The following is a 24,655-nucleotide window of genomic DNA, read 5'->3' on the forward strand; positions in this document are numbered from 1 at the left end:
GGGGAGTGGGAAGAGTGAATCATGATACTGGGGACTGGGGACGCGAATAAATCGCGGCCTACAAGAATACCGTCACTCCGGCCTTGAGCCGGAGTTCAGGGCGGTTTGCACCGTCGTCTGCAGCATGGATTCCGGCCTTCGCCGGAATGACAGCGCCAGGATGGCAGGCACCAAATGGTGCCTGCCATCACCGCCGGGCTGCTTCCAGCTTTTAGCTTAAAGCTTACGGCTGGGTTTAACCGGTATTCCGCATGCCTGCGGCGATGCCGGCGATGGTCACCATCAGCGCCTGATCCAGCACCGGGTGAATATCGTCCTGTTCCCGGGAGCGCTTGAGCAGTTCGGCCTGCAGCACATTGAGCGGGTCCGTGTAGGGGTTGCGCAGCTTGATGGATTCCTGAATCCAGGGCTCGCTGGACAGCAGCTCGGACTTTTCCTTCAGCCTGAGTACCAGCTCGGTGCTGGCACGCAGTTCGTCCCGTAGTCGTTTGCCCAAAGGCTTGAGCGGTTCCGGTACCAGCACGCTGTCGTAGTAGGCCGCCAGACCCGAGTCGGCCTTGAGGAACACCATTTCCAGCATGTCGAGGCGGGCGCGAAAGAAGGGCCAGCCCCGGTTCATGGCGCGCAGGGTGGCTTCGTGGCCGTCGGCCACTACCTTTTCCAGCCCCTTGTGGGCACCCAGCCAGGCCGGCAGCATCAGCCGGTTCTGGGTCCAGGCAAAGATCCAGGGAATGGCACGCAGGCTTTCCACACCGCCATTGGGCTTGCGCTTGGCCGGGCGGGAGCCCAGCGGCAGCTTGCCCAGCTCCAGCTCGGGGGTGGCGGCGCGGAAGTAGGGCACGAAGTCGGGCTCACCACGAATGAGCGAACGGTAATGGGCGCAGGACACCTCGGCCATGGTGTTCATCAGCTCGCGCCACTCGGGCTCGGGCTCCGGGGGCGGCAGCAGGTTGGCTTCGAGCACGGCGCTGGCGTAGAGCGCCAGGCTGTCGATGGCCACCTGGGGCAGGCCGAACTTGAAGCGGATCATCTCGCCCTGCTCGGTCACCCGCAGGCCGCCGAGGGTGGAGCCGGGCGGCTGGGCCAGAATGGCCTGACGGGCCGGACCGCCTCCCCGGCCCAGGCTGCCACCGCGGCCGTGGAACAGGGTGAGGGTGACCTTTTCCCGTGCACTGATGGCCACCAGTTGCTCCATGGCGCTGTACTGGGCCCAGCCGGCGGCCAGCATGCCGGCGTCCTTGGCGGAGTCGGAATAGCCGATCATCACGTACTGACGGCCCTGCATGTAGCCCCGGTACCAGGGCAACTGGTACAGCCGCTCAATCACGGCGGCGCCATGGTTAAGGTCGTCCAGGGTTTCAAACAGCGGTGCCACCGGCATGGGGAAGTCAACCCCGCATTCCTTCAGCAGCAGCTGCACCGCCAGCACGTCCGACGGCTCGCCGGCCATGGAGATGATATAGATGCCAAAGGCGTCCCGCGGGTGACGGGCGATCACGGCGCAGGTGTCGAGCACCTCCTGCGTGTCGTGGGAGGGTTGCCACTGGCGCGGCAGCAGCGGCCGGCGGGAGTTGAGCTCGTTGAGCAAAAACGCCTGCTTGTCGGCCTCGCTCCATTCGGCGTAGTCGCCCAGGCCCAGGTAGCGGGTGATCTCGCCCAGGGCCTGGGTATGGCGCTCGCCGTCCTGGCGAATGTCGAGTTTGAGCAGGTGAATGCCGAAACAGGCCACCTTGCGGATCACGTCCAGCAGCAGGCCGTCGGCAATCTTGCCGAGACCGCACTGCTGCAGCGAACGGTAGCACAGCTCCAGGGGCTGGCGCAGCTGCTCGGTTTGGGTGACCAGATCCCGGGCGTCGGTCTTCTGGCCCTGTACCCGGGCGTTGAGGTGCAGCAGGGTTTCCCGCAGATCTTCGCGCAGGCGGCGCAGCACCGCCCGGTAGGGCTCGTCGCTGTCGCCGCTGGCGGCGCGCAACTCGGTGCTGGCTTCAGACATCGACAGCTCCGACACCAGCTCCTGAATGTCGTTAAGGAACAGCGAACTGGCCATCCAGCGGCCCAGCAGCAGCACCTCTTCGGTAACCCGGGCGGTCACAAAGGGGTTGCCGTCCCGATCGCCGCCCATCCAGGAAGTAAAGCGCACCGGCGCCGCATCCAGCGGCAGGCGTTCGCCCAGCTCGCTTTCCAGGCGCTGGTCGAGCTGGCGCAGAAAGCGGGGCAGGGCGGGCCACAGGCTGTTTTCTATCACCGCAAAGCCCCACTTGGCCTCGTCCACCGGGGTGGGGCGCTGGGCGCGGATTTCGTTGCTGTGCCAGGCTTGGGTGATCAGTTGATCCACCCGGGCCAGCAGGCTGTTTTTTTCTTCTTCCGGCAACTCCAGCTCCAGCGCCGCCAGGCAGTCGTTGAGCTGTACATGCTTGTGAATAAAGGTGCGACGGGTCACTTCCGTGGGGTGGGCGGTGAGCACCAGATCGATATCGAGAGACGCCACCGCTTCACGAATGGCAGCTTCACCCACGTTGGCCCCCTTGAGGCGTGCAAACACTTCATCCAGTGGGTTGGGGCCGGCGTCCTGACGATAGCCCCGGGAAATGGTGTGAAACTGTTCGGCCACGTTGGCCAGGTTAAGAAACTGACTGAAGGCCCGGGCCACCGGCAGCAGCTCGTCGTCGCTCAGCTGTTTGAGGGTGGTCAGCAGCCGTTGCTGGTCCGTATCGTTGCCCTGGCGGGCCGACTTGGCCAGCTGGCGAATGGTTTCTATCTTGTCGAGAAAGGCCTGTCCGTGATGCTCCCGAATGGCATCGCCCAGCAACTGCCCCAGCAGGCCCACATTGGCCCTGAGTGCCGCATGATTATCCATATCTGCCTCTTTGTCAGTTTATTACAAAACAGTCACGTTTCCGCCGTTCATTCAGCCAGCTTTCCCCAATTCGGTCAATCCTTCCGCCCGTTTGACTTCACATTTTGTAATTTAATTACTTAAGCAGAAGCGGCTCACCAGGCGTTGCAGCACCTCCACCGTGGGTTTGACGAAGGACAGATCCAGGTATTCGTCAGGCTGATGCGCCTGAGCGATATGCCCCGGGCCGAGGACGATGGTCTGGCAGCCCAGCTGGTTGATAAAGGGCGCCTCGGTGCAGTAGTTCACCGCTTCCGCCGCATGGCCGGTCAGCTCGGCGGCGGCCCGCACCAGCTCGGCCTCGGGGTCGGTGCCGTAGGGCGGAATGGGCTCGTGCAGGTGGGTCAGCTCCAGGGCACCCGGGTACTGCTCTTTAATGGGGGCCAGCGCATGGTGCAGCAGGCCGAGCAGCTCGTCGGGACCCACGCCGGGAATGGGACGCATGTCGAAGTGCAGCTCGCAGCAGGCGCAGATGCGGTTGGGGCTGTCGCCGCCGTGAATATGGCCCAGGTTCAGGGTGGGCTGGGGCACCTTGAAGTGGGGGTTGGCGTATTTTTCCTTCAGCTGACGTTGCAGATCCAGCAGCCGGCCCATCACCTGGTTCATGATCTCCAGGGCGTTGACGCCATTGGCGGGATCCGAGCTGTGGCCGCTTTTGCCGGTGACACGAATGGCTTCCGACATATGACCCTTGTGCATCATTACCGGCACCAGCCCGGTGGGCTCGCCGATCACCGCGTAGTCTGGCTTGATCGCCATGGCGCTGGCAATGGCGCGGGCGCCGGCCATGGTGGTTTCCTCGTCGGCGGTGGCGAGAATGCGAATGGGCTTGTCGAGCCTGGTCAGATCCAGGTCCTTCAGCGCCTCCACTATAAAGGCAAAGAAGCCCTTCATGTCGATGGTGCCCAGACCATAGATGCGGTCGCCTTCCTCGGTGAGTTTGAACGGGTCCTTGTTCCAGCGGCCCGGATCAAAGGGCACGGTGTCGGTGTGGCCCGCCAGCAGCAGGCCGCCGTCGCCTTCCCCCCTGGTGGCCAGCAGGTTGAACTTGCCGGGCAGGTCGGGCAGTTCGGTGACTTCCACCGCAAAGCCGAGCCGGCTGAACCAGTCGGCCAGCAGGCGAATCACCTGCTCGTTGCTCTGATCCCAGCTGGTGTCGGTGCTGCTGATGGAAGGCAGGGCGATGATGTCGCGGTACATGTCCAGCAGGTTGAATGATGCCATGGATCCTCCGTTGAAAAACTTCAAATTTAAATTCAATACAATTGCATAAATATGTTTTTGTTGCTAGTCTGCCAGTCTGTCATTATTCGGTAACCGGTGGTTGCAGGCGGCCTTGCAGTAGCCCGCTCGCCTTGTGGTAAAGGCGGCCCGTGCAACACTTTGCCTCAGGGTGACACAGGCCCTGTCAACACGCCAGGCTGATGCCTGCTTATTTATAACAAGCTGAATCGAGACTACGGACGCGACCATGTTGAAAGCTGCAATCATAGGTGCCAGCGGTTATACCGGCGCCGAGCTGGCCGGACTGATCCACGGCCACCCCCATCTGGAACTGGCCGGACTCTATGTGTCCGAGGGCAGCCAGGATGCCCACAAGCCGTTTGCCAGCCTGCATCCGCGCTGGCGGGGCGTGATTGAGGCGCCGCTGCTGCCGTTGGACGACGAGGCCCTGAGCCGCATTCATACCGAGGCGGATCTGGTGCTGCTGGCCACCGCCCACGAGGTAAGCCACGATCTGGCGCCGGGTTTTCTGGCCAAGGGCCTGCCGGTATTCGACCTGTCCGGCGCCTTTCGCGTGCCCGGCGAAGGCTTTTACGACAAGTTCTACGGTTTCGCTCACCAGCATGCCGGCTGGCTGGCCGATGCCGCCTACGGTCTGGCGGAGTGGAACCAGGACGCCATCAAGGCGGCCAAACTGATCGCCGTGCCCGGCTGCTACCCCACCGCTTCCCTGAGCGCGTTGAAGCCGCTGCAGACCGCCGGCCTCATTGCCGACGGCAACCGCCCGATTATCAGCGCCGTGTCCGGCGTCAGCGGTGCCGGCCGTAAGGCCAGCATGAATAACAGCTTCTGTGAAGTCAGCCTCAAGCCCTACGGCGTGTTCAACCACCGCCATCAGCCCGAGATCAGTCATCATCTGGGCACCCAGGTGGTGTTCCAGCCCCATCTGGGCAACTTTATTCGTGGCATTCTGGCCACCGTTTATGTGCAGCTGAAGGACGGGGTGACCGACGAACAGATCGCCGCCGCTTATCACCAGGCCTACGACGGTCAGAAGATCGTGCGGCTGGCGGGGCAGTGGCCCCAGATCAACGATGTGGCCGGCACCCCCTTCTGCGATCTGCACTGGAGCCGGGACGGCAACCAGCTGATCGTGGTATCGGCCATCGACAACCTGCTGAAGGGCGCCGCCAGTCAGGCCATTCAGTGCATCAACATTCATCAGGGATTCTCGCCGCTGGCGGGTCTGGTCAAGGAGTAACAACGCATGTCTGAGCAACAACCGCTGGTAGTCAAACTGGGTGGCACCCTGCTGGAAAGCGACAAGGCGCTGGAAGCGCTGTTTTCCACCCTCAAGGCCTTTGTCAACGAGTCCAACCGTCCGCTGGTGCTGGTGCACGGTGGCGGCGTGCTGGTGGACAACCAGCTCAAGGCCATGGGGCTGACCTCCACCAAGAAAAACGGTCTGCGGGTGACTCCCTTTGAGCAGATCCCGGTGATCGCCGGCGCCCTGGCCGGCACCGCCAACAAGCTGCTGCTGGCCCAGGCCATTGCCCATGAAATTCCGTCTGTGGGCTTGTGCCTGGCCGACGGCGGTCTGTGCCGGGTCAGCCAGCTGGATCCCGAGCTGGGCGCGGTGGGCCAGATTGAAGGCGGTGATGCCACCCTGGTGAACAGCCTGCTGGCCGGCGGCTTTTTGCCCATCGTCAGCTCCATCGGCATTACCTTTGATGGCAAGCTGATGAACGTGAACGCCGACCAGGCCGCCACCGCCATCGCTGAAATTCTGGAAGCCGAGCTGGTGATGCTGTCCGACGTGAGCGGCATTCTCGACGGCAAGGGCCAGCGCATTGTCCACCTCACCGAAGCCGAAGCCAATGAGCTGATGGACAAGAACATCATCAAGGACGGCATGGCGGTCAAGGTGAAGGCGGCACTCAAGGCCACCAAGACCCTGGGCAAGCCGGTGGCCGTGGGCAGCTGGCGTTATCCGGAGCAGTTGTTGTCGCTGCTGGCCGGCGAGTCCGAGCACGGCACCCGTATTTCTCACTAAGGAAGGCCCCATGCAGCATTTACTGAGCCTGAAGGACTACAGCAAGGAACAGATCGAGCAGATCCTGGCGCTGGCCAAAGACGTCAAGGCCAACCCGGCCAGGTACGCCGACGCCCTCAAGGGCAAGAGCGTGGTGACCCTGTTTGAAAAGCCGTCGCTGCGCACCCGGGTAACCTTTGATATCGGCGTCAACAAGCTCGGTGGTCATGCCGTGTATCTGGACAGTCAGAACGGCGCCATGGGCAAGCGCGAAACCGTGCAGGACTTCGCCGCCAACCTGTCACGCTGGTGCGACGCCATTGTGGCCCGGGTGTACGACCACCAGACCCTGGTGGAGATGACCGAACACGCCACCGTGCCGGTGATCAACTCTCTGTGCAACCTCTATCACCCGTGCCAGGCGCTGGCGGATTTTCTCACCATCTCAGAACACTTTGATGATCTGAGCAAGGTGCACCTGGCCTATGTGGGTGACGGCAACAACGTCACCAACTCGCTGTTGCTGGGTGGCGCCATTCTGGGTACCACCGTCACCGCGGTGAGCCCCCGCGGCCACAATGTGGACGCTCAAATTCTGAAGGAAGCCGAGGCCCTGGCCGCCGTCAGCGGTGCCAAAATTCGGGTGACCGACAGCCTGGACGATATTGAGGGCGTGGACGTGATCTATACAGACACCTGGGTTTCCATGGGTGATAATACGCCGCTGGAGCAGGTGAAGGAGATCTACATGCCGTATCAGGTCAACCAGGCCCTGCTCGACAAAACCGGAGCCAAAAAGGTGCTGCACTGCCAGCCCGCCCACAGGGAGTGGGAAATTACTTCCGAGGTTATGGACGGCCCTGCCTCCCTGATCCTCGACCAAGCCGAAAACCGTATGCACGCCCAGAACGCCGTGCTGCTGACATTGATGAAGGGATAATTGTTAATGAGCCAATTCAAAAAGATCGTGCTGGCCTATTCCGGCGGCCTGGACACCTCCGCCATCATTCCGTGGCTGAAGGAAAATTACGAAGGCTGTGAAGTGGTGGCGTTTGTGGCCGATGTGGGCCAGGGCGCGGAAGATCTGGAAGGCGTGGAAGAAAAGGCCATCGCCTCCGGTGCCTCCAAGTGCATCGTGGCCGATCTGAAGGACGAATTCGTCAACGACTACGTTTACCCCACCCTGACCACCGGCGCCATCTACGAAGGCACCTACCTGCTGGGCACCTCCATGGCCCGTCCGGTGATCGCCAAGGCCATGGTGGAAGTGGCCCTGGCCGAAGGCGCCGACGCCATCTCCCACGGCTGTACCGGTAAGGGCAACGACCAGGTGCGTTTTGAAGGCGCCGTGGCCGCTCTGGCCCCGCAACTGGCGGTGATCGCCCCGTGGCGGATCTGGGACATGCGCAGCCGTGAAGATCTGCTCGACTATCTGGCTGAGCGCAACATCAAGACCACTGCCAGCGCCACCAAGATTTATTCCCGTGACGCCAACGCCTGGCACATCTCCACCGAAGGTGGCGAGCTGGAAAGCACCTGGAACGAGCCGTCCGAACAGGCCTGGACCTGGACCGTATCGCCCGAGCAGGCGCCCGACAAGGCCGAGACCGTGTCGCTGACCGTGGAAAAGGGCCGCATTGTGGCCGTGGACGGCAACGCCATGACCCCGTACCAGGTGCTGACCCACCTGAACGAGCGCGCCGCCAGGCACGGCGTGGGCCGGGTGGATATTGTGGAAAACCGCCTGGTGGGCATGAAGTCCCGCGGTTGCTATGAAACTCCCGGTGGCACCGTGATGATGGCCGCCCTGCGCGCCATTGAGGAGCTGGTGCTGGACAAGCCGACCCGCGCCTGGCGCGAAAAGGTGGGTGCCGAGTTCTCCCACCTGGTCTACGACGGCCGCTGGTTCACTCCGCTGTGCAAGGCGCTGCTGGCTTCTGCCGAAGCCATTGCCGAAGACGTGTCCGGTGAAGTGGTGCTGAAGATGTACAAGGGTCAGGTGACCGCCATTCAGAAGCAGTCGCCCAACAGCCTGTACTCCGAAGAGTTCGCCACCTTCGGTGAAGACGAGGTGTACGATCAGAGCCACGCCGAAGGCTTTATCCGTCTGTATTCGCTGGCCAGCCGCATCAAGGCACTCAAGGCCCAGCAGAAGTAAACACCGATATAAAGGGGGCTTCGGCCCCCTTTTTTGAGCTGTAAGCCTGCAGTGCGAAGCAACAGCGGGGTTGCACTCCGCCGGCACGCGGCGAGTACATCCATGTAGCGCTCGGCAAATGCCTTCCCTGGCATTTGACGGTCGGCTTCGGCAATCCCCGCAGCTGCTTCGTGTAGCAAGGTGTGCTGCCTGTTGAGAGTGCAAAGGCGGCAGGTGATAAGAATTAGTAATCAAGAGTCAGCTATAAGCTGTCAGCTTTAAGCAAAACCGCGTTATATTCACGGTTTTAAAGCCATGCCGGACTGGCAGGTGGAAGAAAGCAGCCACCGACAACCCGGGCTGCTTCCAGCTTAAAGCTAACAGCTTCCAGCTTTGTTTATAGGAGTTACAGAATTATGGCACTTTGGGGTGGACGTTTTACTCAGGCCGCGGATACCCGCTTCAAGCAGTTCAACGACTCGCTGCGCTTTGACTACCGGCTGGCGGAGCAGGACATTGTGGGCTCGGTGGCCTGGTCCCGTGCCCTGGCCAAGGTGGGCGTGCTCACCGCCGAGGAGCAGCAGCGGCTGGAACAGGCGCTGAATGAGCTGAAGGCGAGGGTGGTGGCCGATCCGGAGCAGATCCTGCAATCCGATGCGGAAGACATTCACTCCTGGGTGGAAGGGGAGCTGATTGCCGCCGTGGGCGATCTGGGTAAAAAACTGCACACCGGCCGCAGCCGTAATGATCAGGTGGCCACCGATCTCAAGCTGTGGTGCAAGGCCCAGGTGCCGCTGCTGCTGGAAAAAATCGACGCCCTGCAAAACCAGCTGGTCACCGTGGCCCGGGAGCAGCAGGGCACCGTGCTTCCCGGTTACACCCACCTGCAGCGCGCCCAGCCGGTGACTTTCTCCCACTGGTGCCTGGCCTATGTGGAAATGCTGGAGCGGGATTACAGCCGTCTGCAGGACGCCGCCGCCCGCCTGAACACCTGCCCGCTGGGCTCCGGCGCCCTGGCCGGCACCGGTTTTCCGGTAGACCGCCATGAGCTGGCCAAGTCCCTCGGCTTTGACGGCCCCACCCGCAACAGCCTGGACTCGGTCTCCGACCGGGATCACGTGCTGGAGCTTATCAACTGCGCCGTCAACTCCATGATGCACCTGTCCCGTTTTGCCGAAGATCTGATCTTCTACAATTCCGGTGAGGCCGGTTTCCTGGAGCTGTCCGACGCTGTGACCTCCGGCTCTTCGCTGATGCCCCAGAAGAAAAATCCGGATGCCCTGGAGCTGATCCGTGGCAAGACCGGCCGGGTGTTCGGCGCCTACGCCGGCATGATGATGACCCTGAAGGCGCTGCCGCTGGCCTACAACAAGGACATGCAGGAAGACAAGGAAGGGCTGTTCGACGCCCTCGACACCTGGTACGACTGCCTGGAGATGGCCGAGATGGTGCTGCACGATCTCAAGGTCAACGAAGACAAGACCCGGGAAGCGGCGCAGGGCGGCTACTCCAACGCCACCGAAATGGCCGATTACCTGGTGTCCAAGGGCATTCCGTTCCGCGAAGCCCACCACATAGTGGGTGCCATCGTCGTGCACGCCATCGGCAAGAAGCTGCCGATGGAAGAGCTGCCGCTGGAAGACTTCAAACAGTTCAGCGACGTGATTGAAGACGACGTCTATCCGCGCCTGACCCTGGAGTCCAGTCTGGCCAGCCGTTGTGCCCTGGGGGGCGTGGCGCCGGAGCAGGTGGAAGTGGCCCTGACCAACGCCGAGCAACAGCTCAAGGCCCGCCAGTAAGCCGGTAACTGACTTCCTCTCTTGGATCTCGTTCCCACGCTCCTGCGTGGGAACGCATACGGGCTTTGAAGCCGGATATACACTCCCACGTAGAGCGTAGGAGCGAGAACTTGCCTCCTCACTCCAGACACCTCACCCCTCACTCTATTGCTGGTTAAAAAATAACAAAGCGGGCTTGCAAGCCGGCGCCATTACCGTATAATGCCGCTCGCTCGGTTAACTTTACCGGGCGAGCCGAAAGGTTCACGCCAGGTAGCTCCTGGCTCTTTACAGGCCCCCGATATGGTGGGCACCGTTGTTAAATCACACCCCCTCTTTCAGCAGAAAGAGCAGGCGGTGCTGATTTTATGTTCTTTATCCAATTGGAGCTCTGGTAATGCAGAACCAAAGAATTCGTATCCGCCTGAAGGCGTTCGATCACCGTCTGATCGACCAGTCTACTGCGGAGATCGTAGAAACTGCCAAGCGCACCGGCGCCCAGGTTCGCGGTCCCATCCCGCTGCCGACTCGCAAAGAGCGCTACACCGTACTGGTATCTCCACACGTGAATAAAGATGCACGTGACCAGTACGAAATTCGTACTCACAAGCGTCTGGTCGACATCGTTGAGCCCACCGACAAAACTGTCGATGCGCTGATGCGTCTGGATCTGGCTGCTGGCGTCGACGTCCAGATCAGCCTGGGCTAATAACGGAAAGAGGTTTTATCAATGGCAATCGGTCTAGTAGGTCGTAAGCTGGGTATGACCCGTGTCTTCACCGAAGACGGCGTGTCCATCCCGGTCACCGTTATCGAAGTAGATGCCAACCGTGTTACCCAGGTGAAAACACTGGAAAAGGATGGCTACGCAGCCATTCAGGTGACCGCTGGCACCAAGAAAGCTAACCGCATCACCAAGCCGGAAGCTGGCCATTTCGCCAAGGCCGGTGTGGAAGCGGGTCGCGGTCTGTGGGAATTCCGCCTGGGTGAAGGCGAAGGCGACAGCATCGAAGTGGGTGCCGAGCTGAAAGTCGACATCTTTGCTGATGTCAAGAAAGTAGACGTTACCGGTACTTCCAAGGGTAAGGGTTTCGCTGGTGCCGTTAAGCGCTGGAACTTCCGTACTCAGGACATGACTCACGGCAACTCTCTGTCTCACCGCGCTCCGGGTTCTATCGGTCAGAACCAGACTCCGGGCCGCGTGTTCAAGGGCAAGAAGATGGCCGGTCACCTGGGCGCTGAGCGGGTAACCACTCAGAACCTGGAAGTGGTTCGCGTTGATGTTGATCGTAACCTGCTGCTCATCAAAGGTGCAGTCCCGGGTGCGACTAACGGCAACGTCATCGTTAAACCTGCCGTTAAAGCGTAACGTCTGAGGAGATAGTAATGGAATTGGTAATGAAAGACGCGCAAGGCGCTCTTGAAGTTTCCGAAACTACCTTCGGGCGTGAGTTCAACGAAGCTCTGGTGCATCAGGTTGTTGTGGCCTATGCCGCCGGTGCTCGTCAAGGTACTCGTGCTCAGAAGACCCGTTCCGAAGTGTCCGGCGGCGGCAAGAAGCCGTGGCGCCAGAAGGGCACCGGCCGGGCCCGTGCCGGTACCATCCGCTCTCCGATTTGGCGTTCCGGTGGTGTGACCTTCGCGGCCAAGCCGCAGGATCACAGCCAGAAGGTCAACAAGAAGATGTACCGTGGTGCCATCAAGAGCATCCTCTCTGAGCTGGTACGTCAAGAGCGTCTGATCGTGGTAGAGAAGTTCGGTGTGGAAGCGCCGAAGACCAAAGAACTGGTTGCCAAGCTGAAGCAGTGGGATCTGAACGACGTTCTGATCATCACTTCCGAAGTGGACGAGAACCTGTTCCTGGCCGCTCGCAACCTGTACAAGGTTGACGTGCGTGACGTGGCCGGTATCGATCCGGTTTCTCTGATCGCGTTCGACAAGGTACTGGTAACTGCCGACGCAGTTAAGCAAATCGAGGAGATGCTGGCATGATCCGTGAAGAGCGTATTCTGAAAGTTCTGAAGGCGCCGCATATCTCTGAAAAAAGCACCATGGTTGCCGAAAAGACCAACACCATCGTGTTCAAGGTTGCCAAGGATGCTACCAAGGCTGAAGTAAAAGCCGCGGTCGAGAAGCTGTTCGAAGTTGAAGTAAAAGATGTTCGCACTCTGGTCGTGAAGGGTAAAACCAAGCGCACCGGCATGCGTGTTGGCCAGCGTTCCGACTGGAAAAAGGCCTACGTGACCCTGAAAGAAGGTCAGGACATCGACTTCATCGGCGGTGCCGAGTAAGAGAGGAGTAATTCAAAATGGCAATCGTAAAATGTAAGCCTACTTCTCCGGGTCGCCGTCATGTAGTCAAGATCAGCAACCCGGAACTGTACAAAGGCAAGCCGTTCGCCGCCCTGCTGGACAAAAAGTCCAAGTCTGGTGGTCGTAACAACGCTGGCCGTATCACCACCCGTCACATCGGTGGTGGTCACAAGCAGCACTACCGTATCATCGACTTCAAGCGCAACAAGGACGGTATTCCGGCCAAGGTTGAGCGTCTTGAGTATGATCCGAACCGTTCTGCCAACATCGCTCTGGTGCTGTACGCAGACGGCGAGCGTCGCTACATCCTGGCCCCGAAAGGCGTTCAGGCCGGCGACCAGCTGCTGTCCGGTGACGCTGCTCCGATCAAGGCCGGCAACTGCCTGCCGATGCGCAACATTCCCGTGGGCTCCACCGTTCACGCGATTGAAATGAAGCCTGGCAAAGGCGCGCAGATCGCCCGTTCTGCCGGTACTTACGCCCAGATCCTGGCTCGCGAAGGTAACTACGTGACCCTGCGTCTGCGTTCCGGCGAAGTGCGCAAGGTGCTGGCCGAGTGCCGCGCCACCCTGGGTGAAGTGGGCAACGCTGAGCACATGCTGCGTCAGCTGGGTAAAGCCGGTGCACAGCGCTGGCGTGGTGTTCGCCCGACCGTACGTGGTGTGGCGATGAACCCGGTAGACCACCCGCACGGTGGTGGTGAAGGTCGTACCTCTGGTGGCCGTCACCCGGTTACCCCCTGGGGTAAACCGACCAAGGGCGCCAAGACCCGTAAAAACAAGCGTACCGACAAGTTCGTGGTACGTCACCGTAACAAGTAATAGTTTTTTAGAGGTATCACCATGCCACGTTCTCTCAAGAAAGGTCCGTTTATCGACCTGCACTTGCTGAAGAAGGTAGAGAAAGCGGTGGAAAGCGGGGATAAAAAGCCAATTAAAACCTGGTCCCGTCGTTCAATGATCATTCCGAACATGATCGGTTTGACCATCGCTGTCCATAATGGTCGTCAGCACGTACCTGTCTACGTTTCCGATGAAATGATCGGTCACAAGCTGGGTGAATTTGCACCGACTCGTACTTATCGCGGCCATGTCGCTGATAAGAAGGCCAAGAAGCGTTAAGGGGTAAAAGATGGAAGCTATAGCTAAACACCGCTTTGCTCGTACTTCTGCCCAGAAGGCGCGCCTGGTAGCCGATCAAGTTCGCGGCTTGTCCGTAGACAAGGCACTGAATGTCCTGGCGTTCAGCCCCAAGAAGGCTGCCGTTCTGGTCAAGAAGGTACTGGAATCTGCCATTGCTAATGCCGAGCACAACGAAGGTGCGGATATCGATGAGCTGAAGGTGACCAAGATCTTCGTTGACGAAGGTCCCACCATGAAGCGTATTCGTCCTCGTGCCAAGGGCCGCGCGGACCGTATCATGAAGCGTACCAGCCACATTACTGTGGTTGTGTCCGACCGCTAAGAGGCTAGGAGATAAGCAATGGGCCAGAAAGTACACCCGAATGGTATTCGCTTAGGTATCACCAAGCCTTTTAATTCGACCTGGTTTGCGAATACCAAGGACTTCGCTGACAACCTGCACAGCGATTTTCAGGTACGTCAGTTCCTCAACAAGGAACTGAAGAACGCCTCCGTTTCTCGCGTCGTGATCGAGCGTCCGGCCAAGAGCATCCGTGTGACCATTCACACCGCTCGTCCTGGCGTGGTGATCGGCAAGAAAGGCGAAGACGTTGAAAAACTGCGCAAGCACGTCGCCAAACTGGCTGGCGTACCTGCTCAGATCAACATTTCCGAAGTGCGTAAGCCTGAGCTCGACGGTCAGCTGGTTGCCGATTCCATCGCGTCCCAGCTGGAGCGTCGCGTCATGTTCCGTCGTGCCATGAAGCGCGCGGTACAGAACGCCATGCGCATCGGCGCCAAGGGCATCAAGGTAGAAGTGAGCGGTCGTCTGGGCGGCGCTGAAATCGCGCGTACCGAATGGTACCGTGAAGGTCGTGTGCCCCTGCACACCCTGCGTGCCGACATCGATTACGCAACTTCTGAAGCATCTACCACTTACGGCATCATCGGCGTGAAGGTTTGGATCTTCAAGGGTGAGGTACTGGGCGGCCTGCAGGCCGTTGCTCAGGAGCCTCAGGCCCCGTCCAAGCCCAAGCGCAAAGGCCGCGGTAAGTAAGGAGACTCGGATATGTTGCAACCAAAACGTACGAAATTCCGTAAAGTCCACAAAGGCCGTAACCGCGGTGTGGCGACCTCAGGTAACCAGGTTTCCTTTGGTACCTTTGGTCTGAAGGCGACCACTCGTGGACGTATCACTGCTCGCCAGATCGAAGCAGCCCGTCGTGCCATGACTCGTCACGTTAAGCGTCAGGGCAAGATCTGGATTCGTATCTTCCCGGACAAGCCGATTACCGAGAAGCCCCTGGAAGTACGTATGGGTAAAGGTAAGGGTAACGTGGAGTACTGGGTAGCACAGATCCAGCCGGGTCGTGTTCTGTACGAAATGGATGGCGTACCGGAAGCGCTGGCTCGCGAAGCCTTCGCCCTGGCTGCTGCCAAACTGCCCGTTAGAACCACTTTCGTAACTCGGACGGTGATGTGATGAAAGCACAAGATCTGCGTGAAAAGAGTGTTGAAGAGCTGAACCAGGAACTGCTGGGCCTGCTGCGCGAACAGTTCAACCTGCGCATGCAAGCGAGCACTGGCCAGCTGGCTCAGACTCACAACCTCAAAACGGTACGTCGCAATATCGCGCGTGTTAAGACTGTTCTGAATGAAAAGGCAGGTGCCTAAGATGAGCGAACAAACCATTCGTACTCTGCAGGGCCGTGTAGTCAGCGACAAGATGGACAAGTCCATCACTGTGGCTATCAACCGCTTCGTGAAACACCCGATCTACGGGAAGTACATCAAGCGTACTACCAAACTGCACGTTCATGACGAGAACAACGAGTGCAAGGCCGGCGATGTCGTGACCATTCGCGAATGCCGTCCTCTGTCCAAGACCAAGTCCTGGACCCTGGTAAAAATCATCGAGCGTCCGGTCAAGGCCTAACGTTCTCTGATATAATACTCAGGTCAAACGGCCCAGCGATGGGCCGTTTGTTTTTTACGCTACCCTTTCACATTTGGCAGTGCTATAATGCCGCGCCTTCTTTGGCAGCCAACATGCCCTGAAAGGGGTTTTAACGTAGTAATTTTAGCGGAGCACTAACATGATCCAAATGCAAAGTATGCTGGACGTGGCCGACAACTCCGGCGCGCGCAGCGTAATGTGTATTAAGGTCCTGGGTGGTTCGCACCGCCGTTACGCCGGCATCGGCGACATCATCAAGGTTACCGTTAAGGAAGCAATTCCGCGCGGTAAGGTTAAAAAAGGTGATGTAATGAACGCGGTGGTCGTTCGCACCCGTAAAGGCGTTCGTCGTCCGGACGGCTCTGTCATCCGTTTCGACCGTAATGCGGCCGTGATTCTTAACAACAATCACCAGCCGATCGGTACTCGTATTTTTGGCCCGGTGACTCGTGAGCTTCGTTCTGAGAAGTTCATGAAGATTGTTTCACTGGCACCGGAAGTACTGTAAGGAGTCAACGATGGCAGCAAAAATCCGTCGCGATGACGAAGTCATCATTCTTACCGGCAAGGACAAGGGCAAGCGTGGCACCGTCACCAAGGTCCTGACCGAGGAAGGTAAGGTTATCGTCTCTGGTATCAACATGGTCAAGAAGCACCAGAAGCCCGTGCCCCAACTGGGTCAGGCTGGTGGCATCATCGACCAGGAAGCACCGATTGACGTTTCTAACGTAGCGCTGTTCAACTCTGCCTCCGGCAAGGCTGACCGCGTAGGTTTCCGGATTGAAGACGGCAAGAAAGTCCGTTTCTTCAAATCCACCGGCGAACTTGTGAAGTAATTGGAGTAATACGATGGCGAAACTGCATGATTACTACAACGAAACTGTAGTAAATGAACTGAAGAGCCAGTTCGGGTACAAGTCTATCATGCAAGTCCCTCGGATTGAGAAAATCACCCTGAACATGGGTGTGGGTGAAGCCCTGGCTGATAAAAAGATCCTGGACAATGCCGCTGCCGATCTGGCCGCCATTTCCGGTCAAAAGCCGCTGGTCACCAAAGCTCGTAAATCCGTTGCTGGCTTCAAAATCCGTGAAGGCTACCCCATTGGTTGTAAAGTAACTCTGCGCGGCGAGCGTATGTGGGAGTTCCTGGAGCGTCTGATTTGCATCTCTATCCCCCGGATCCGTGACTTCCGCGGCCTGAACCCTAAGTCGTTCGATGGTCGTGGTAACTACTCCATGGGCGTGCGTGAGCAAATCATCTTCCCTGAAATCGATTATGACAAGGTAGATCGTGTACGTGGTCTGGATATCACCATCACTACCACTGCCCAGTCAGACGAAGAAGGTCGTGCTCTGCTGGCTGCCTTTGACTTCCCATTCCGTAAGTAAGGTGTAGGGTTATGGCAAAACAATCAATGAAAGCTCGCGAAGTCAAGCGCGCAAAGCTGGTTGCCAAATATGCAACCAAGCGTCAGGCACTGAAAGACATCATTTCCGACGTCAAGACTTCTGAAGAAGACCGTTGGGATGCAGTGCTCAAGCTGCAGCAACTGCCCCGTGACGCAAGCCCCTCTCGTCAGCGTAACCGCTGCAACATCACCGGTCGTCCGCACGGTTTCCTGCGGAAGTTCGGTCTGAGCCGCATCAAGGTGCGCGAACTGATGATGAAGGGTGAAATTCCGGGCCTGAAGAAGGCTTCTTGGTAAGCGAACACGGGAGTAATACACAATGAGCATGCAAGATCCGATCGCGGATATGCTGACCCGCATCCGCAACGGTCAGGCAGCCAACAAAGTTGCTGTCTCCATGCCTTCCTCCAAGGTCAAGGTAGCGATTGCCAAGGTCCTGAAAGAAGAAGGTTACATCACTGACTACGCTGTATCCGGTGACACCAAGGCCGAACTGGAAGTTACTCTGAAGTATTTCCAGGGCGCCCCCGTGGTAGAACTGCTGCAGCGCGTTAGCCGCCCCGGTCTGCGCATCTACAAGAAGCGCGACGAGCTGCCGAAGGTTATGGCCGGCATGGGTGTGGCCATCGTTTCCACGTCTCAAGGTGTGATGACCGACCGTGCCGCGCGTAAAGCCGGTATGGGTGGTGAGATCATCTGCTACGTTGCTTAAGGAGTAGATATGTCTCGCGTTGCTAAGGCACCTATCGAAATTCCTGCCGGCGTAGAAGTGGCGTTGAACGGTCAGGAAATTACCATCAAGGGTGGCAACGGTACTCTCAAGCGTACCATCAATGCCGCCGTTGAAATCAGCCAGAACGACAACCAGTTGACCTTTGCCCCCCGTGAAAACGTGGACGGCGCCAACGCTCAGGCAGGTACTGCCCGTGCGCTGGTCAACAACATGGTTATCGGTGTTACCCAAGGCTTCGAACGCAAGCTGCAGCTGGTTGGTGTGGGTTATCGTGCTCAGATGAAAGGCAATGCTATTGCCCTGTCTCTGGGTTTCTCTCATCCGGTTGAGCATGCGCTGCCTGAAGGCGTATCCGCTGAATGTCCTTCCCAGACCGAGATCGTTCTCAAGTCTGCCGACAAACAGCTGATTGGTCAGGTTGCTGCCAACATTCGTGCGTACCGCAAGCCGGAGCCCTACAAGGGCAAGGGTGTTCGCTACTTTGGCGAGCAGGTTCGCAGCAAAGAGGCTAAGAAGAAGTAAGGTAACACTATGGACAAAAAAGCAGCTCGTATCCGTCGTGCTACCAAAGCACGCAAAAAGATGCTGGAACTGGGTGCGACTCGCCTGGTGGTTCACCGTACTCCGCGCCACATCTATGCCCAGGTTATTGCACCGAACAGCACCGCTGTTCTGGCTTCCGCGTCTACCGTCGAGAAGTCTGTTCGTGAACAGGTGAAATACACCGGTAACATCGATGCCGCCGCGCTGATCGGTAAAATCATCGCTGAGCGCGCGCTCGAGAAAGGTGTTAAAGAGGTCGCTTTTGACCGTTCCGGTTTCCAATATCACGGTCGTGTAGCCGCCCTGGCTGCTGCTGCCCGTGAAGCTGGTCTTCAGTTCTAAGGGTGGAGTCGAAAATGGCAAAAATCGAAGCTCAAGCCGGTGAACTGCAAGAAAAGCTCATTGCAGTAAACCGTGTATCAAAAGTTGTAAAAGGTGGTCGCATCTTCTCCTTCACTGCACTGACAGTGGTAGGTGACGGTAACGGTCGCGTTGGTTTTGGTTACGGCAAGGCCCGTGAAGTACCCGCCGCCATTCAAAAGGCGATGGAACAGGCTCGTCGCAACATGCGTACCGTTGGCCTGAACAACGGCACCCTGTTCCACCCGGTCAAGGGTCGTCACTCCGGCTCCAACGTGTACATGCAGCCCGCTTCCGAAGGTACCGGTATCATCGCCGGTGGTGCCATGCGCGCCGTTCTGGAAGTAGCCGGCGTGCACAACGTGCTGGCCAAGACCTACGGTTCCACCAACCCGAACAACGTCGTTCGCGCTACCATCGACGCTCTGGCTCATATGAAGTCGCCCGAGCAAGTCGCTGCCAAGCGTGGTCTGAGCGTTGACGAAATTCTGGGGTAATGCGCCATGGCTAACAAGACTGTAAAAGTTACTCAGACCCGCAGCTCCATCGGCCGTCTGCCTAAGCACAAGGCAACGCTGCGTGGCCTCGGTCTGCGTCGCATTGGTCACACCGTAGAGCTGGAAGACACAGCTTGTGTACGCGGTATGATCAACCAGGTTTACTACATGGTTAAGGTAGAGGAGTAATCGCATGCGTTTGAATACTCTGTCTCCTGCCGCCGGCTCCAAGCCTGCCGCCAAGCGCGTAGGCCGTGGTATCGGTTCCGGTCTGGGCAAGACCGGCGGCCGCGGCCACAAGGGTCAGAAGTCCCGTTCCGGTGGCAAGGTTCGTAACGGTTTTGAAGGCGGTCAGATGCCGCTGAAACAGCGTCTGCCGAAGTTTGGTTTTACTTCGCGCAAGGCCCTGGTCAGCGCCGAAGTCCGTCTGAGCGAACTGGCGAAAGTTGAAGGCGACGTGGTGGATCTGAACACCCTGAAGCAGGCTGGTGTTGTTACCAAAAACATCCAGTTTGCCAAGGTTGTACTGTCCGGTACCATTGACCGTCAAGTGACTGTGGTCGGCCTGGGTGTCACCAAAGGTGCCCGCGCTGCCATCGAAGCCGCCGGCGGTAAAATCGAGGAATAATAAGTACTATGGCCAAGAAACCAGGATTAGAAGCTAAAAACGCACAGGGCGGGCTGAGTGAACTGAAAAGCCGTCTGCTTTTCGTTCTGATCGCGATCATCGTGTTCCGCGCCGGCTCCTACGTGCCTATTCCTGGTATTGACGCCGCCGTACTTGCCGACTTGTTCCAGCAACAACAGGGTACCATCATTGAAATGTTCAACATGTTCAGTGGTGGCGCCCTGGAACGAGCGTCCATACTGGCGCTGGGGATAATGCCGTATATTTCTGCGTCCATTATCATTCAGCTGCTGACTGTGGTTCACCCTCCCTTGGCCGAGCTCAAGAAGGAAGGTGAGGCGGGTCGCCGCAAAATCAGTCAGTACACCCGCTATGGCACGCTGGTTCTGGGCACCATTCAGGCCATCGGTATTGCCACCGGTCTGCCGAACATGATGCCGGGCCTGGTGATCAACCCCGGGCTCGCCTTCTACTTTACGGCAGTGGTGAGTCTGGTCACCGGCACCATGTTTCTCATGTGGCTGGGTGAGCAGATTACCGAACGAGGCATTGGTAATGGTATCTCGTTGATTATTTTCACGGGTATTGTTGCCGGCCTGCCTTCGGCCATCGGTGCCACGGCAGAGCAGGCGCGTCAGGGGGAATTGCACATTCTGTTGCTGTTGCTGCTGGCCGTGATCGTGTTTGCTGTGACTTACTTTGTGGTCTTTGTTGAACGTGGCCAGCGCCGCATTGTGGTGAACTACGCCAAACGTCAACAGGGCCGTCAGGTATTCGCGGCACAGAGTACACACCTGCCCCTGAAAGTGAACATGGCGGGGGTTATTCCAGCGATTTTTGCATCCAGCATTATTCTTTTCCCGGGTACCGTGGCCTCCTGGTTCGGTCAGGGTGAAGGGTGGTTTGCCAACCTGCTGCAGGAGCTCTCGCTCACGCTGCAACCCGGCCAGCCGCTGTATGTAATGTTGTATGCCGCTGCCATCATCTTCTTCTGTTTCTTCTATACCGCGCTGGTGTTCAATCCGCGCGAGACGGCAGACAACCTGAAGAAGAGCGGTGCCTTCATTCCGGGGATTCGCCCGGGTGAACAGACAGCGCGCTACATTGATAAAGTAATGACTCGCCTGACCCTGGTCGGAGCCCTGTACATTACCTTTATCTGTCTGGTTCCACAGTTCCTGATGACAGCCTGGAACGTCCAGTTTTACTTTGGCGGAACCTCGCTGTTAATTATTGTGGTCGTCATCATGGATTTCATGGCTCAGGTGCAAACCCACATGATGTCTCATCAGTATGGCGATGTCCTGAGAAAAGCGAACCTGAAGGGCTACAACCGTTAAGGTTCGGTTATTTACGGAGTTAAGCAATGAAAGTCCGTGCTTCCGTTAAGGCTATTTGCCGTAACTGCAAGATCATCAAGCGTCACGGCGTGATTCGCGTGATCTGCACCTCTGACCCCAAGCACAAGCAGCGTCAGGGTTAAGGCTAAAAAAGTTACGGTTTAGCTTGAAAACTGAAGGCAGGCTGGCTAAAGTAGCCAGCCACCTTCGTTAGGTGAAAAGTTCAGCCATTACGTATCCTCGACGGGCTTTGTAATGGCTTTTTATTCGTTAATATGTAGGAGTGCATAGTGGCCCGTATCGCTGGCATTAACATTCCTGACCATAAACATGCCGTCATCGCTTTGACCGCTATTTATGGCGTCGGTCGTACCCGCTCCAAGGCCATCTGCGCCGCAGCCGGTATCGCCGAGAATGTGAAAATCAAAGAATTGGATGAAGCTCAGGTAGAATCTCTGCGTGAGCAAGTGGCCAAGTTCACCGTTGAAGGTGATCTGCGTCGCGAAGTTTCCATGAACATCAAGCGTCTGATGGACCTGGGTTGTTACCGTGGCCTGCGTCATCGTCGCAGCCTCCCCGTTCGCGGTCAGCGCACCAAGACCAATGCTCGTACGCGCAAAGGTCCTCGTAAACCGATCAAGAAATAACGGGAAGGTAGATCATGGCTAAAACTCCGGCTCGTAGCGCTCGCAAGCGCGTCAAAAAGCAGGTGAGCGATGGTATCGCCCACGTTCATGCTTCTTTCAACAACACCATCGTAACCATCACCGACCGTCAGGGTAATGCTCTGTCTTGGGCAACTGCCGGTGGTTCAGGTTTCCGTGGTTCCCGCAAGTCCACCCCGTTCGCAGCCCAGGTTGCTGCCGAGCGTGCCGGTGAAATTGCCAAGGAATACGGCGTCAAGAACCTGGAAGTAATGGTTAAAGGTCCGGGTCCGGGCCGCGAGTCATCCATCCGTGCGTTGAATGCTGCGGGTTTCCGCATCACCAACATCACCGATGTGACTCCCATCCCGCACAACGGTTGTCGTCCTCCCAAGAAGCGCCGCGTATAACGCTTCTTGTAGGATAGTTGGAGAAAGAACATGGCAAGATATCTGGGTCCCAAGCTCAAACTGAGCCGTCGCGAGGGCACTGACCTCTTCCTGAAGTCAGGTGTTCGCGCGATCGATTCAAAGTGTAAAATTGATACCGCACCCGGTCAGCACGGCGCTCGCAAGCCCCGTCTGTCCGACTACGGTGTACAGCTGCGTGAAAAGCAAAAAGTTCGTCGTATCTACGGCGTGCTGGAAAAGCAGTTCCGCAACTACTACAAAGAAGCTGCGCGCCTGAAAGGCAACACTGGTGAGAACCTGCTGCAGCTGCTGGAAGGTCGTCTGGACAACGTCGTATACCGCATGGGCTTTGGTGCCACCCGCGCCGAAGCTCGTCAGCTGGTGAGCCACAAGGCCATCATGGTAAACGGTCAGGTTGTTAACATTCCTTCCTTCCAAGTTTCTCCCGAAGACGTAGTCAGCGTTCGCGAGAAGGCCAAGAAGCAAGCCCGGATCAAAGCTTCCCTGGAGCTGTCCGGTCAACGTGAAAAGCCGACTTGGGTAGAAGTTGACGCTACCAACATGCAAGGCACCTACAAGCGCCTGCCTGAGCGTAGCGACCTGTCTGCCGAGATTAACGAACAGCTGATCGTCGAGCTTTACTCCAAGTAAAGCTAGCTTCTAAGAGAGGACACAATGCAGGGTTCTGTAACAGATTTTCTTAAGCCGCGTCTGGTTGATATTGAACAGATCAGCCAGACTCATGCCAAAGTGACTCTCGAGCCGCTGGAGCGTGGCTTTGGTCATACATTGGGTAATGCGCTGCGTCGTATTCTGCTTTCTTCCATGCCGGGCTGTGCCATCACCGAAGTTGAACTCGACGGTGTGCTGCACGAGTACAGCAGCAAGGAAGGTGTCCAGGAAGATATTCTGGAAATCCTGCTCAACCTCAAAGAGGTTGCCATCAAGCTGGAAGGCAAGGACGAGGTTACCCTGTCACTGACCAAAACTGGTGCAGGTCCCGTAACTGCAGGCGACATCACCCACGGTGATGACGTCGAGATCGTTAACCCAGAGCACGTCATCTGTCATCTGACCGGGGACGACGCCGACATCAGCATGCGTCTGAAAGTGCAGCGTGGCCGTGGCTATGTACCCGCCGCCGCCCGCGCTCACAGCGAAGACGACGAGCGTCCGATTGGCCGCCTGCTGCTGGATGCGGCTTACAGCCCCGTGGTTCGTATCGCCTACAATGTAGAGGCGGCCCGTGTTGAACAGCGTACCGATCTGGACAAGCTGGTTATCGACATGGAGACCAACGGCACCCTGGATCCGGAAGAAGCCATCCGCCGTGCGGCCACCATCATGGCCGAGCAGCTGGAAGCCTTCGTGGATCTGCGTGACGTCAGCGAGCCGGAAGAGAAGGAAGACAAGCCTGAGTTCGATCCTATCCTGCTGCGTCCTGTCGACGATCTGGAACTGACAGTTCGTTCTGCGAACTGTCTGAAGGCAGAAGCGATCCATTACATTGGTGATCTGGTACAGCGTACCGAGGTGGAGCTGCTGAAGACTCCGAACCTGGGTAAAAAATCTCTTACCGAGATTAAAGACGTGTTGGCGTCTCGTGGTTTGTCTCTGGGCATGCGCCTGGAGAACTGGCCGCCTGCCAGCATCGCTGATGAATAAACCGGATCACGGGTTTTACCGATTTAGTTAGGAAGGATTAGGTCATGCGCCATCGTAAGAGTGGTCGTCAACTGAACCGGAACAGCAGCCACCGTCAGGCCATGTTCCGCAACATGGCCAGCTCCTTGGTTCGTCATGAAGTTATCAAGACGACTCTGCCCAAGGCAAAAGAGCTGCGTCGTGTGGTTGAACCTCTGATCACACTGGCCAAGAGCGACAGCGTTGCTAACCGTCGCCTGGCATTTGCCCGCACTCGCGACAGCGAAGTAGTTGGCAAACTGTTCAACGAACTGGGACCCCGCTATCAGGAGCGTCCGGGTGGTTACACCCGCATCCTGAAGTGCGGTTTCCGCGCTGGCGACAACGCCCCTATGGCTTACATTGAGCTGGTAGGTCGCGACGTTGAAGCGCAAGAAGCAGCTGCTTCTGAAGAGTAAGCAATAAAAGCCGGGTTCGCCCGGCTTTTTCTTTATTTGCTTACTGCTATTGTTTTCCCTCTCCTTGACCTGCCCAACGCCTCTGTCATTCTGACTTCACTACTTCACTACTTCACTACTTCACTACTTCACTACTTCACTACTTCACTACTTCACTACTTCACTACTTCACTACTTCACTACTTCACTACTTCACTACTTCACTACTTCACTACTTCACTACTTCACTACTTCACTTGTTCTTCTGTTATATCAGGGGTCGAGTTCATGGCATGCAGCCTTCGGTGGTCTTGGTCGTCTCCCTGGTACTGGCAGACATTCCGTCGTTTAGCGTTTCCTCTTTCTCATACATGGCAGTGGTGCTGGATAAATATAGAAAACATCAGTCTGCAGGGGAGGGAGCCTGGTTTTTCTCGTGAGTGAGAGATGCACTACGTAAGGCCTGTCACCGGTATTGTTGGGGGTAAGTTTGTGGGTAAGCTGTGGTATTGCTGGGTTAATAAGCATTTGGTGCTAAAGGTCATGTTTTTGT

The 24,655-nt window shown here is 57.6% G+C and carries 35 protein-coding genes; 33 read left to right on the forward strand and 2 right to left on the reverse strand.

From position 1 onward, the window contains the following. Window positions 1-235: 235 nt before the first annotated feature. Entirely contained in the window at window positions 236-2,857 is a 2,622-nt protein-coding gene (gene ppc / locus PU634_RS17040) for a phosphoenolpyruvate carboxylase (RefSeq protein ID WP_306762029.1), read from the reverse strand. A 111-nt stretch (window positions 2,858-2,968) separates the two neighbouring features. Then, window positions 2,969-4,120, reverse strand: a complete 1,152-nt coding sequence (argE, locus tag PU634_RS17045) for an acetylornithine deacetylase (protein ID WP_306762030.1) — start codon at window positions 4,118-4,120, stop codon at window positions 2,969-2,971. A 247-nt stretch (window positions 4,121-4,367) separates the two neighbouring features. Between argE and argC the strand changes: the two genes are divergently transcribed. The 33 genes from argC (at window position 4,368) to rplQ (ending at window position 24,123) form a co-directional block, all read left to right on the forward strand. Then, entirely contained in the window at window positions 4,368-5,381 is a 1,014-nt protein-coding gene (gene argC / locus PU634_RS17050; protein WP_306762031.1) for an N-acetyl-gamma-glutamyl-phosphate reductase, read from the forward strand. Between the two features lie 6 nt (window positions 5,382-5,387). After that, complete coding sequence (gene argB, locus PU634_RS17055; protein WP_306762032.1) at window positions 5,388-6,173, forward strand: acetylglutamate kinase; 786 nt, start codon at window positions 5,388-5,390, stop codon at window positions 6,171-6,173. Between the two features lie 10 nt (window positions 6,174-6,183). Then, entirely contained in the window at window positions 6,184-7,092 is a 909-nt protein-coding gene (locus PU634_RS17060; RefSeq protein ID WP_306762033.1) for an ornithine carbamoyltransferase, read from the forward strand. A 6-nt stretch (window positions 7,093-7,098) separates the two neighbouring features. Then, window positions 7,099-8,310 carry an argininosuccinate synthase gene (locus PU634_RS17065; RefSeq protein WP_306762034.1) on the forward strand — a complete coding sequence of 404 codons (1,212 nt, stop codon included), beginning with the start codon at window positions 7,099-7,101 and terminating at the stop codon, window positions 8,308-8,310. A gap of 395 nt (window positions 8,311-8,705) precedes the next feature. Continuing rightward, entirely contained in the window at window positions 8,706-10,088 is a 1,383-nt protein-coding gene (gene argH, locus PU634_RS17070) for an argininosuccinate lyase (protein WP_306762035.1), read from the forward strand. Between the two features lie 376 nt (window positions 10,089-10,464). Continuing rightward, entirely contained in the window at window positions 10,465-10,776 is a 312-nt protein-coding gene (gene rpsJ, locus PU634_RS17075; RefSeq protein ID WP_014290685.1) for a 30S ribosomal protein S10, read from the forward strand. A 21-nt stretch (window positions 10,777-10,797) separates the two neighbouring features. Continuing rightward, window positions 10,798-11,436, forward strand: a complete 639-nt coding sequence (gene rplC, locus PU634_RS17080; RefSeq protein ID WP_306762036.1) for a 50S ribosomal protein L3 — start codon at window positions 10,798-10,800, stop codon at window positions 11,434-11,436. A gap of 17 nt (window positions 11,437-11,453) precedes the next feature. Continuing rightward, window positions 11,454-12,059 carry a 50S ribosomal protein L4 gene (gene rplD / locus PU634_RS17085; protein WP_306762037.1) on the forward strand — a complete coding sequence of 202 codons (606 nt, stop codon included), beginning with the start codon at window positions 11,454-11,456 and terminating at the stop codon, window positions 12,057-12,059. Next, the gene (gene rplW / locus PU634_RS17090; protein ID WP_306762038.1) at window positions 12,056-12,358 is read left to right on the forward strand and encodes a 50S ribosomal protein L23; all 303 of its coding nucleotides are present in this window, start codon (window positions 12,056-12,058) and stop codon (window positions 12,356-12,358) included. Before rplD ends, rplW begins: the two co-directional genes overlap by 4 nt. Before the next feature lie 17 nt (window positions 12,359-12,375). After that, entirely contained in the window at window positions 12,376-13,200 is an 825-nt protein-coding gene (gene rplB / locus PU634_RS17095) for a 50S ribosomal protein L2 (protein ID WP_107853017.1), read from the forward strand. 21 nt (window positions 13,201-13,221) lie between these two features. Then, window positions 13,222-13,500: a 30S ribosomal protein S19 gene (gene rpsS / locus PU634_RS17100; RefSeq protein ID WP_014290680.1), complete on the forward strand. Its 279-nt coding sequence runs from the start codon at window positions 13,222-13,224 to the stop codon at window positions 13,498-13,500. 10 nt (window positions 13,501-13,510) lie between these two features. Further along, window positions 13,511-13,843 carry a 50S ribosomal protein L22 gene (gene rplV, locus PU634_RS17105; protein WP_014290679.1) on the forward strand — a complete coding sequence of 111 codons (333 nt, stop codon included), beginning with the start codon at window positions 13,511-13,513 and terminating at the stop codon, window positions 13,841-13,843. Between the two features lie 18 nt (window positions 13,844-13,861). Beyond that, a complete protein-coding gene (gene rpsC / locus PU634_RS17110) occupies window positions 13,862-14,557 on the forward strand; it encodes a 30S ribosomal protein S3 (protein ID WP_014290678.1) in 696 nt (231 codons plus the stop codon). Window positions 14,558-14,569: 12 nt separating this feature from the next. After that, window positions 14,570-14,983: a 50S ribosomal protein L16 gene (rplP, locus tag PU634_RS17115; RefSeq protein WP_306762039.1), complete on the forward strand. Its 414-nt coding sequence runs from the start codon at window positions 14,570-14,572 to the stop codon at window positions 14,981-14,983. Then, entirely contained in the window at window positions 14,983-15,174 is a 192-nt protein-coding gene (gene rpmC / locus PU634_RS17120) for a 50S ribosomal protein L29 (RefSeq protein ID WP_306762040.1), read from the forward strand. Before rplP ends, rpmC begins: the two co-directional genes overlap by 1 nt. Window position 15,175: 1 nt before the next feature. After that, complete coding sequence (gene rpsQ, locus PU634_RS17125; RefSeq protein ID WP_019935859.1) at window positions 15,176-15,436, forward strand: 30S ribosomal protein S17; 261 nt, start codon at window positions 15,176-15,178, stop codon at window positions 15,434-15,436. 160 nt (window positions 15,437-15,596) lie between these two features. Beyond that, a complete protein-coding gene (gene rplN / locus PU634_RS17130; protein ID WP_014290674.1) occupies window positions 15,597-15,965 on the forward strand; it encodes a 50S ribosomal protein L14 in 369 nt (122 codons plus the stop codon). A 10-nt stretch (window positions 15,966-15,975) separates the two neighbouring features. Further along, window positions 15,976-16,293 (forward strand): 50S ribosomal protein L24, encoded by a 318-nt coding sequence (gene rplX, locus PU634_RS17135; protein ID WP_306762041.1) that lies wholly within the window; start codon window positions 15,976-15,978, stop codon window positions 16,291-16,293. 13 nt (window positions 16,294-16,306) lie between these two features. Next, on the forward strand, window positions 16,307-16,846 hold the full coding sequence (gene rplE / locus PU634_RS17140; RefSeq protein WP_094201097.1) for a 50S ribosomal protein L5: 540 nt from the start codon (window positions 16,307-16,309) through the stop codon (window positions 16,844-16,846). A gap of 11 nt (window positions 16,847-16,857) precedes the next feature. Then, complete coding sequence (rpsN, locus tag PU634_RS17145; protein ID WP_306762042.1) at window positions 16,858-17,163, forward strand: 30S ribosomal protein S14; 306 nt, start codon at window positions 16,858-16,860, stop codon at window positions 17,161-17,163. A 22-nt stretch (window positions 17,164-17,185) separates the two neighbouring features. Next, window positions 17,186-17,578, forward strand: a complete 393-nt coding sequence (rpsH, locus tag PU634_RS17150; protein ID WP_306762043.1) for a 30S ribosomal protein S8 — start codon at window positions 17,186-17,188, stop codon at window positions 17,576-17,578. A gap of 9 nt (window positions 17,579-17,587) precedes the next feature. After that, window positions 17,588-18,121 (forward strand): 50S ribosomal protein L6, encoded by a 534-nt coding sequence (gene rplF, locus PU634_RS17155; protein ID WP_306762044.1) that lies wholly within the window; start codon window positions 17,588-17,590, stop codon window positions 18,119-18,121. 9 nt (window positions 18,122-18,130) lie between these two features. Next, the gene (gene rplR, locus PU634_RS17160) at window positions 18,131-18,484 is read left to right on the forward strand and encodes a 50S ribosomal protein L18 (RefSeq protein WP_014290668.1); all 354 of its coding nucleotides are present in this window, start codon (window positions 18,131-18,133) and stop codon (window positions 18,482-18,484) included. A gap of 14 nt (window positions 18,485-18,498) precedes the next feature. Then, window positions 18,499-18,999: a 30S ribosomal protein S5 gene (gene rpsE, locus PU634_RS17165; RefSeq protein ID WP_094278375.1), complete on the forward strand. Its 501-nt coding sequence runs from the start codon at window positions 18,499-18,501 to the stop codon at window positions 18,997-18,999. 6 nt (window positions 19,000-19,005) lie between these two features. Next, window positions 19,006-19,188 (forward strand): 50S ribosomal protein L30, encoded by a 183-nt coding sequence (gene rpmD / locus PU634_RS17170; protein ID WP_014290666.1) that lies wholly within the window; start codon window positions 19,006-19,008, stop codon window positions 19,186-19,188. A 4-nt stretch (window positions 19,189-19,192) separates the two neighbouring features. Next, entirely contained in the window at window positions 19,193-19,627 is a 435-nt protein-coding gene (gene rplO / locus PU634_RS17175) for a 50S ribosomal protein L15 (RefSeq protein WP_306762045.1), read from the forward strand. Between the two features lie 8 nt (window positions 19,628-19,635). After that, window positions 19,636-20,967, forward strand: a complete 1,332-nt coding sequence (secY, locus tag PU634_RS17180) for a preprotein translocase subunit SecY (RefSeq protein ID WP_306080239.1) — start codon at window positions 19,636-19,638, stop codon at window positions 20,965-20,967. Between the two features lie 26 nt (window positions 20,968-20,993). Further along, window positions 20,994-21,110, forward strand: a complete 117-nt coding sequence (gene rpmJ / locus PU634_RS17185; RefSeq protein ID WP_014290663.1) for a 50S ribosomal protein L36 — start codon at window positions 20,994-20,996, stop codon at window positions 21,108-21,110. A 147-nt stretch (window positions 21,111-21,257) separates the two neighbouring features. Continuing rightward, on the forward strand, window positions 21,258-21,614 hold the full coding sequence (gene rpsM, locus PU634_RS17190) for a 30S ribosomal protein S13 (RefSeq protein ID WP_014290662.1): 357 nt from the start codon (window positions 21,258-21,260) through the stop codon (window positions 21,612-21,614). A 14-nt stretch (window positions 21,615-21,628) separates the two neighbouring features. After that, on the forward strand, window positions 21,629-22,021 hold the full coding sequence (gene rpsK, locus PU634_RS17195; RefSeq protein ID WP_014290661.1) for a 30S ribosomal protein S11: 393 nt from the start codon (window positions 21,629-21,631) through the stop codon (window positions 22,019-22,021). A 30-nt stretch (window positions 22,022-22,051) separates the two neighbouring features. Next, complete coding sequence (gene rpsD, locus PU634_RS17200) at window positions 22,052-22,672, forward strand: 30S ribosomal protein S4 (protein ID WP_306762046.1); 621 nt, start codon at window positions 22,052-22,054, stop codon at window positions 22,670-22,672. 24 nt (window positions 22,673-22,696) lie between these two features. Beyond that, window positions 22,697-23,686 (forward strand): DNA-directed RNA polymerase subunit alpha, encoded by a 990-nt coding sequence (locus PU634_RS17205; protein WP_306762047.1) that lies wholly within the window; start codon window positions 22,697-22,699, stop codon window positions 23,684-23,686. A 44-nt stretch (window positions 23,687-23,730) separates the two neighbouring features. Beyond that, a complete protein-coding gene (gene rplQ / locus PU634_RS17210) occupies window positions 23,731-24,123 on the forward strand; it encodes a 50S ribosomal protein L17 (RefSeq protein WP_014290658.1) in 393 nt (130 codons plus the stop codon). The last annotated feature ends 532 nt before the right edge of the window (window positions 24,124-24,655 follow it).

The organism is Oceanimonas pelagia, from assembly GCF_030849025.1.
Taxonomy (GTDB): Bacteria; Pseudomonadota; Gammaproteobacteria; order Enterobacterales; family Aeromonadaceae; genus Oceanimonas; species Oceanimonas pelagia.

Bases quoted from the DNA above. Each gene is read 5' to 3' on its own strand.
- argH (WP_306762035.1), top strand. From the start codon at position 8,706: ATGGCACTTTGGGGTGGACGTTTTACTCAGGCCGCGGATACCCGCTTC.
- rplD (WP_306762037.1), top strand. From the start codon at position 11,454: ATGGAATTGGTAATGAAAGACGCGCAAGGCGCTCTTGAAGTTTCCGAA.
- rplR (WP_014290668.1), top strand. From the start codon at position 18,131: ATGGACAAAAAAGCAGCTCGTATCCGTCGTGCTACCAAAGCACGCAAA.
- rplB (WP_107853017.1), top strand. From the start codon at position 12,376: ATGGCAATCGTAAAATGTAAGCCTACTTCTCCGGGTCGCCGTCATGTA.
- rpsS (WP_014290680.1), top strand. From the start codon at position 13,222: ATGCCACGTTCTCTCAAGAAAGGTCCGTTTATCGACCTGCACTTGCTG.
- rplN (WP_014290674.1), top strand. From the start codon at position 15,597: ATGATCCAAATGCAAAGTATGCTGGACGTGGCCGACAACTCCGGCGCG.
- rplX (WP_306762041.1), top strand. From the start codon at position 15,976: ATGGCAGCAAAAATCCGTCGCGATGACGAAGTCATCATTCTTACCGGC.
- rpmJ (WP_014290663.1), top strand. From the start codon at position 20,994: ATGAAAGTCCGTGCTTCCGTTAAGGCTATTTGCCGTAACTGCAAGATC.
- PU634_RS17205 (WP_306762047.1), top strand. From the start codon at position 22,697: ATGCAGGGTTCTGTAACAGATTTTCTTAAGCCGCGTCTGGTTGATATT.
- rpsJ (WP_014290685.1), top strand. From the start codon at position 10,465: ATGCAGAACCAAAGAATTCGTATCCGCCTGAAGGCGTTCGATCACCGT.
- rplO (WP_306762045.1), top strand. From the start codon at position 19,193: ATGCGTTTGAATACTCTGTCTCCTGCCGCCGGCTCCAAGCCTGCCGCC.
- PU634_RS17065 (WP_306762034.1), top strand. From the start codon at position 7,099: ATGAGCCAATTCAAAAAGATCGTGCTGGCCTATTCCGGCGGCCTGGAC.
- rplE (WP_094201097.1), top strand. From the start codon at position 16,307: ATGGCGAAACTGCATGATTACTACAACGAAACTGTAGTAAATGAACTG.
- secY (WP_306080239.1), top strand. From the start codon at position 19,636: ATGGCCAAGAAACCAGGATTAGAAGCTAAAAACGCACAGGGCGGGCTG.
- rplW (WP_306762038.1), top strand. From the start codon at position 12,056: ATGATCCGTGAAGAGCGTATTCTGAAAGTTCTGAAGGCGCCGCATATC.
- ppc (WP_306762029.1), bottom strand. From the start codon at position 2,857: ATGGATAATCATGCGGCACTCAGGGCCAATGTGGGCCTGCTGGGGCAG.
- rpsC (WP_014290678.1), top strand. From the start codon at position 13,862: ATGGGCCAGAAAGTACACCCGAATGGTATTCGCTTAGGTATCACCAAG.
- rpsD (WP_306762046.1), top strand. From the start codon at position 22,052: ATGGCAAGATATCTGGGTCCCAAGCTCAAACTGAGCCGTCGCGAGGGC.
- rpmD (WP_014290666.1), top strand. From the start codon at position 19,006: ATGGCTAACAAGACTGTAAAAGTTACTCAGACCCGCAGCTCCATCGGC.
- rpsK (WP_014290661.1), top strand. From the start codon at position 21,629: ATGGCTAAAACTCCGGCTCGTAGCGCTCGCAAGCGCGTCAAAAAGCAG.
- rpsQ (WP_019935859.1), top strand. From the start codon at position 15,176: ATGAGCGAACAAACCATTCGTACTCTGCAGGGCCGTGTAGTCAGCGAC.
- rplQ (WP_014290658.1), top strand. From the start codon at position 23,731: ATGCGCCATCGTAAGAGTGGTCGTCAACTGAACCGGAACAGCAGCCAC.
- rpsH (WP_306762043.1), top strand. From the start codon at position 17,186: ATGAGCATGCAAGATCCGATCGCGGATATGCTGACCCGCATCCGCAAC.
- argC (WP_306762031.1), top strand. From the start codon at position 4,368: ATGTTGAAAGCTGCAATCATAGGTGCCAGCGGTTATACCGGCGCCGAG.
- rplV (WP_014290679.1), top strand. From the start codon at position 13,511: ATGGAAGCTATAGCTAAACACCGCTTTGCTCGTACTTCTGCCCAGAAG.
- rplC (WP_306762036.1), top strand. From the start codon at position 10,798: ATGGCAATCGGTCTAGTAGGTCGTAAGCTGGGTATGACCCGTGTCTTC.
- rpsN (WP_306762042.1), top strand. From the start codon at position 16,858: ATGGCAAAACAATCAATGAAAGCTCGCGAAGTCAAGCGCGCAAAGCTG.
- rplP (WP_306762039.1), top strand. From the start codon at position 14,570: ATGTTGCAACCAAAACGTACGAAATTCCGTAAAGTCCACAAAGGCCGT.
- argE (WP_306762030.1), bottom strand. From the start codon at position 4,120: ATGGCATCATTCAACCTGCTGGACATGTACCGCGACATCATCGCCCTG.
- rpsE (WP_094278375.1), top strand. From the start codon at position 18,499: ATGGCAAAAATCGAAGCTCAAGCCGGTGAACTGCAAGAAAAGCTCATT.
- rplF (WP_306762044.1), top strand. From the start codon at position 17,588: ATGTCTCGCGTTGCTAAGGCACCTATCGAAATTCCTGCCGGCGTAGAA.
- rpmC (WP_306762040.1), top strand. From the start codon at position 14,983: ATGAAAGCACAAGATCTGCGTGAAAAGAGTGTTGAAGAGCTGAACCAG.
- PU634_RS17060 (WP_306762033.1), top strand. From the start codon at position 6,184: ATGCAGCATTTACTGAGCCTGAAGGACTACAGCAAGGAACAGATCGAG.
- argB (WP_306762032.1), top strand. From the start codon at position 5,388: ATGTCTGAGCAACAACCGCTGGTAGTCAAACTGGGTGGCACCCTGCTG.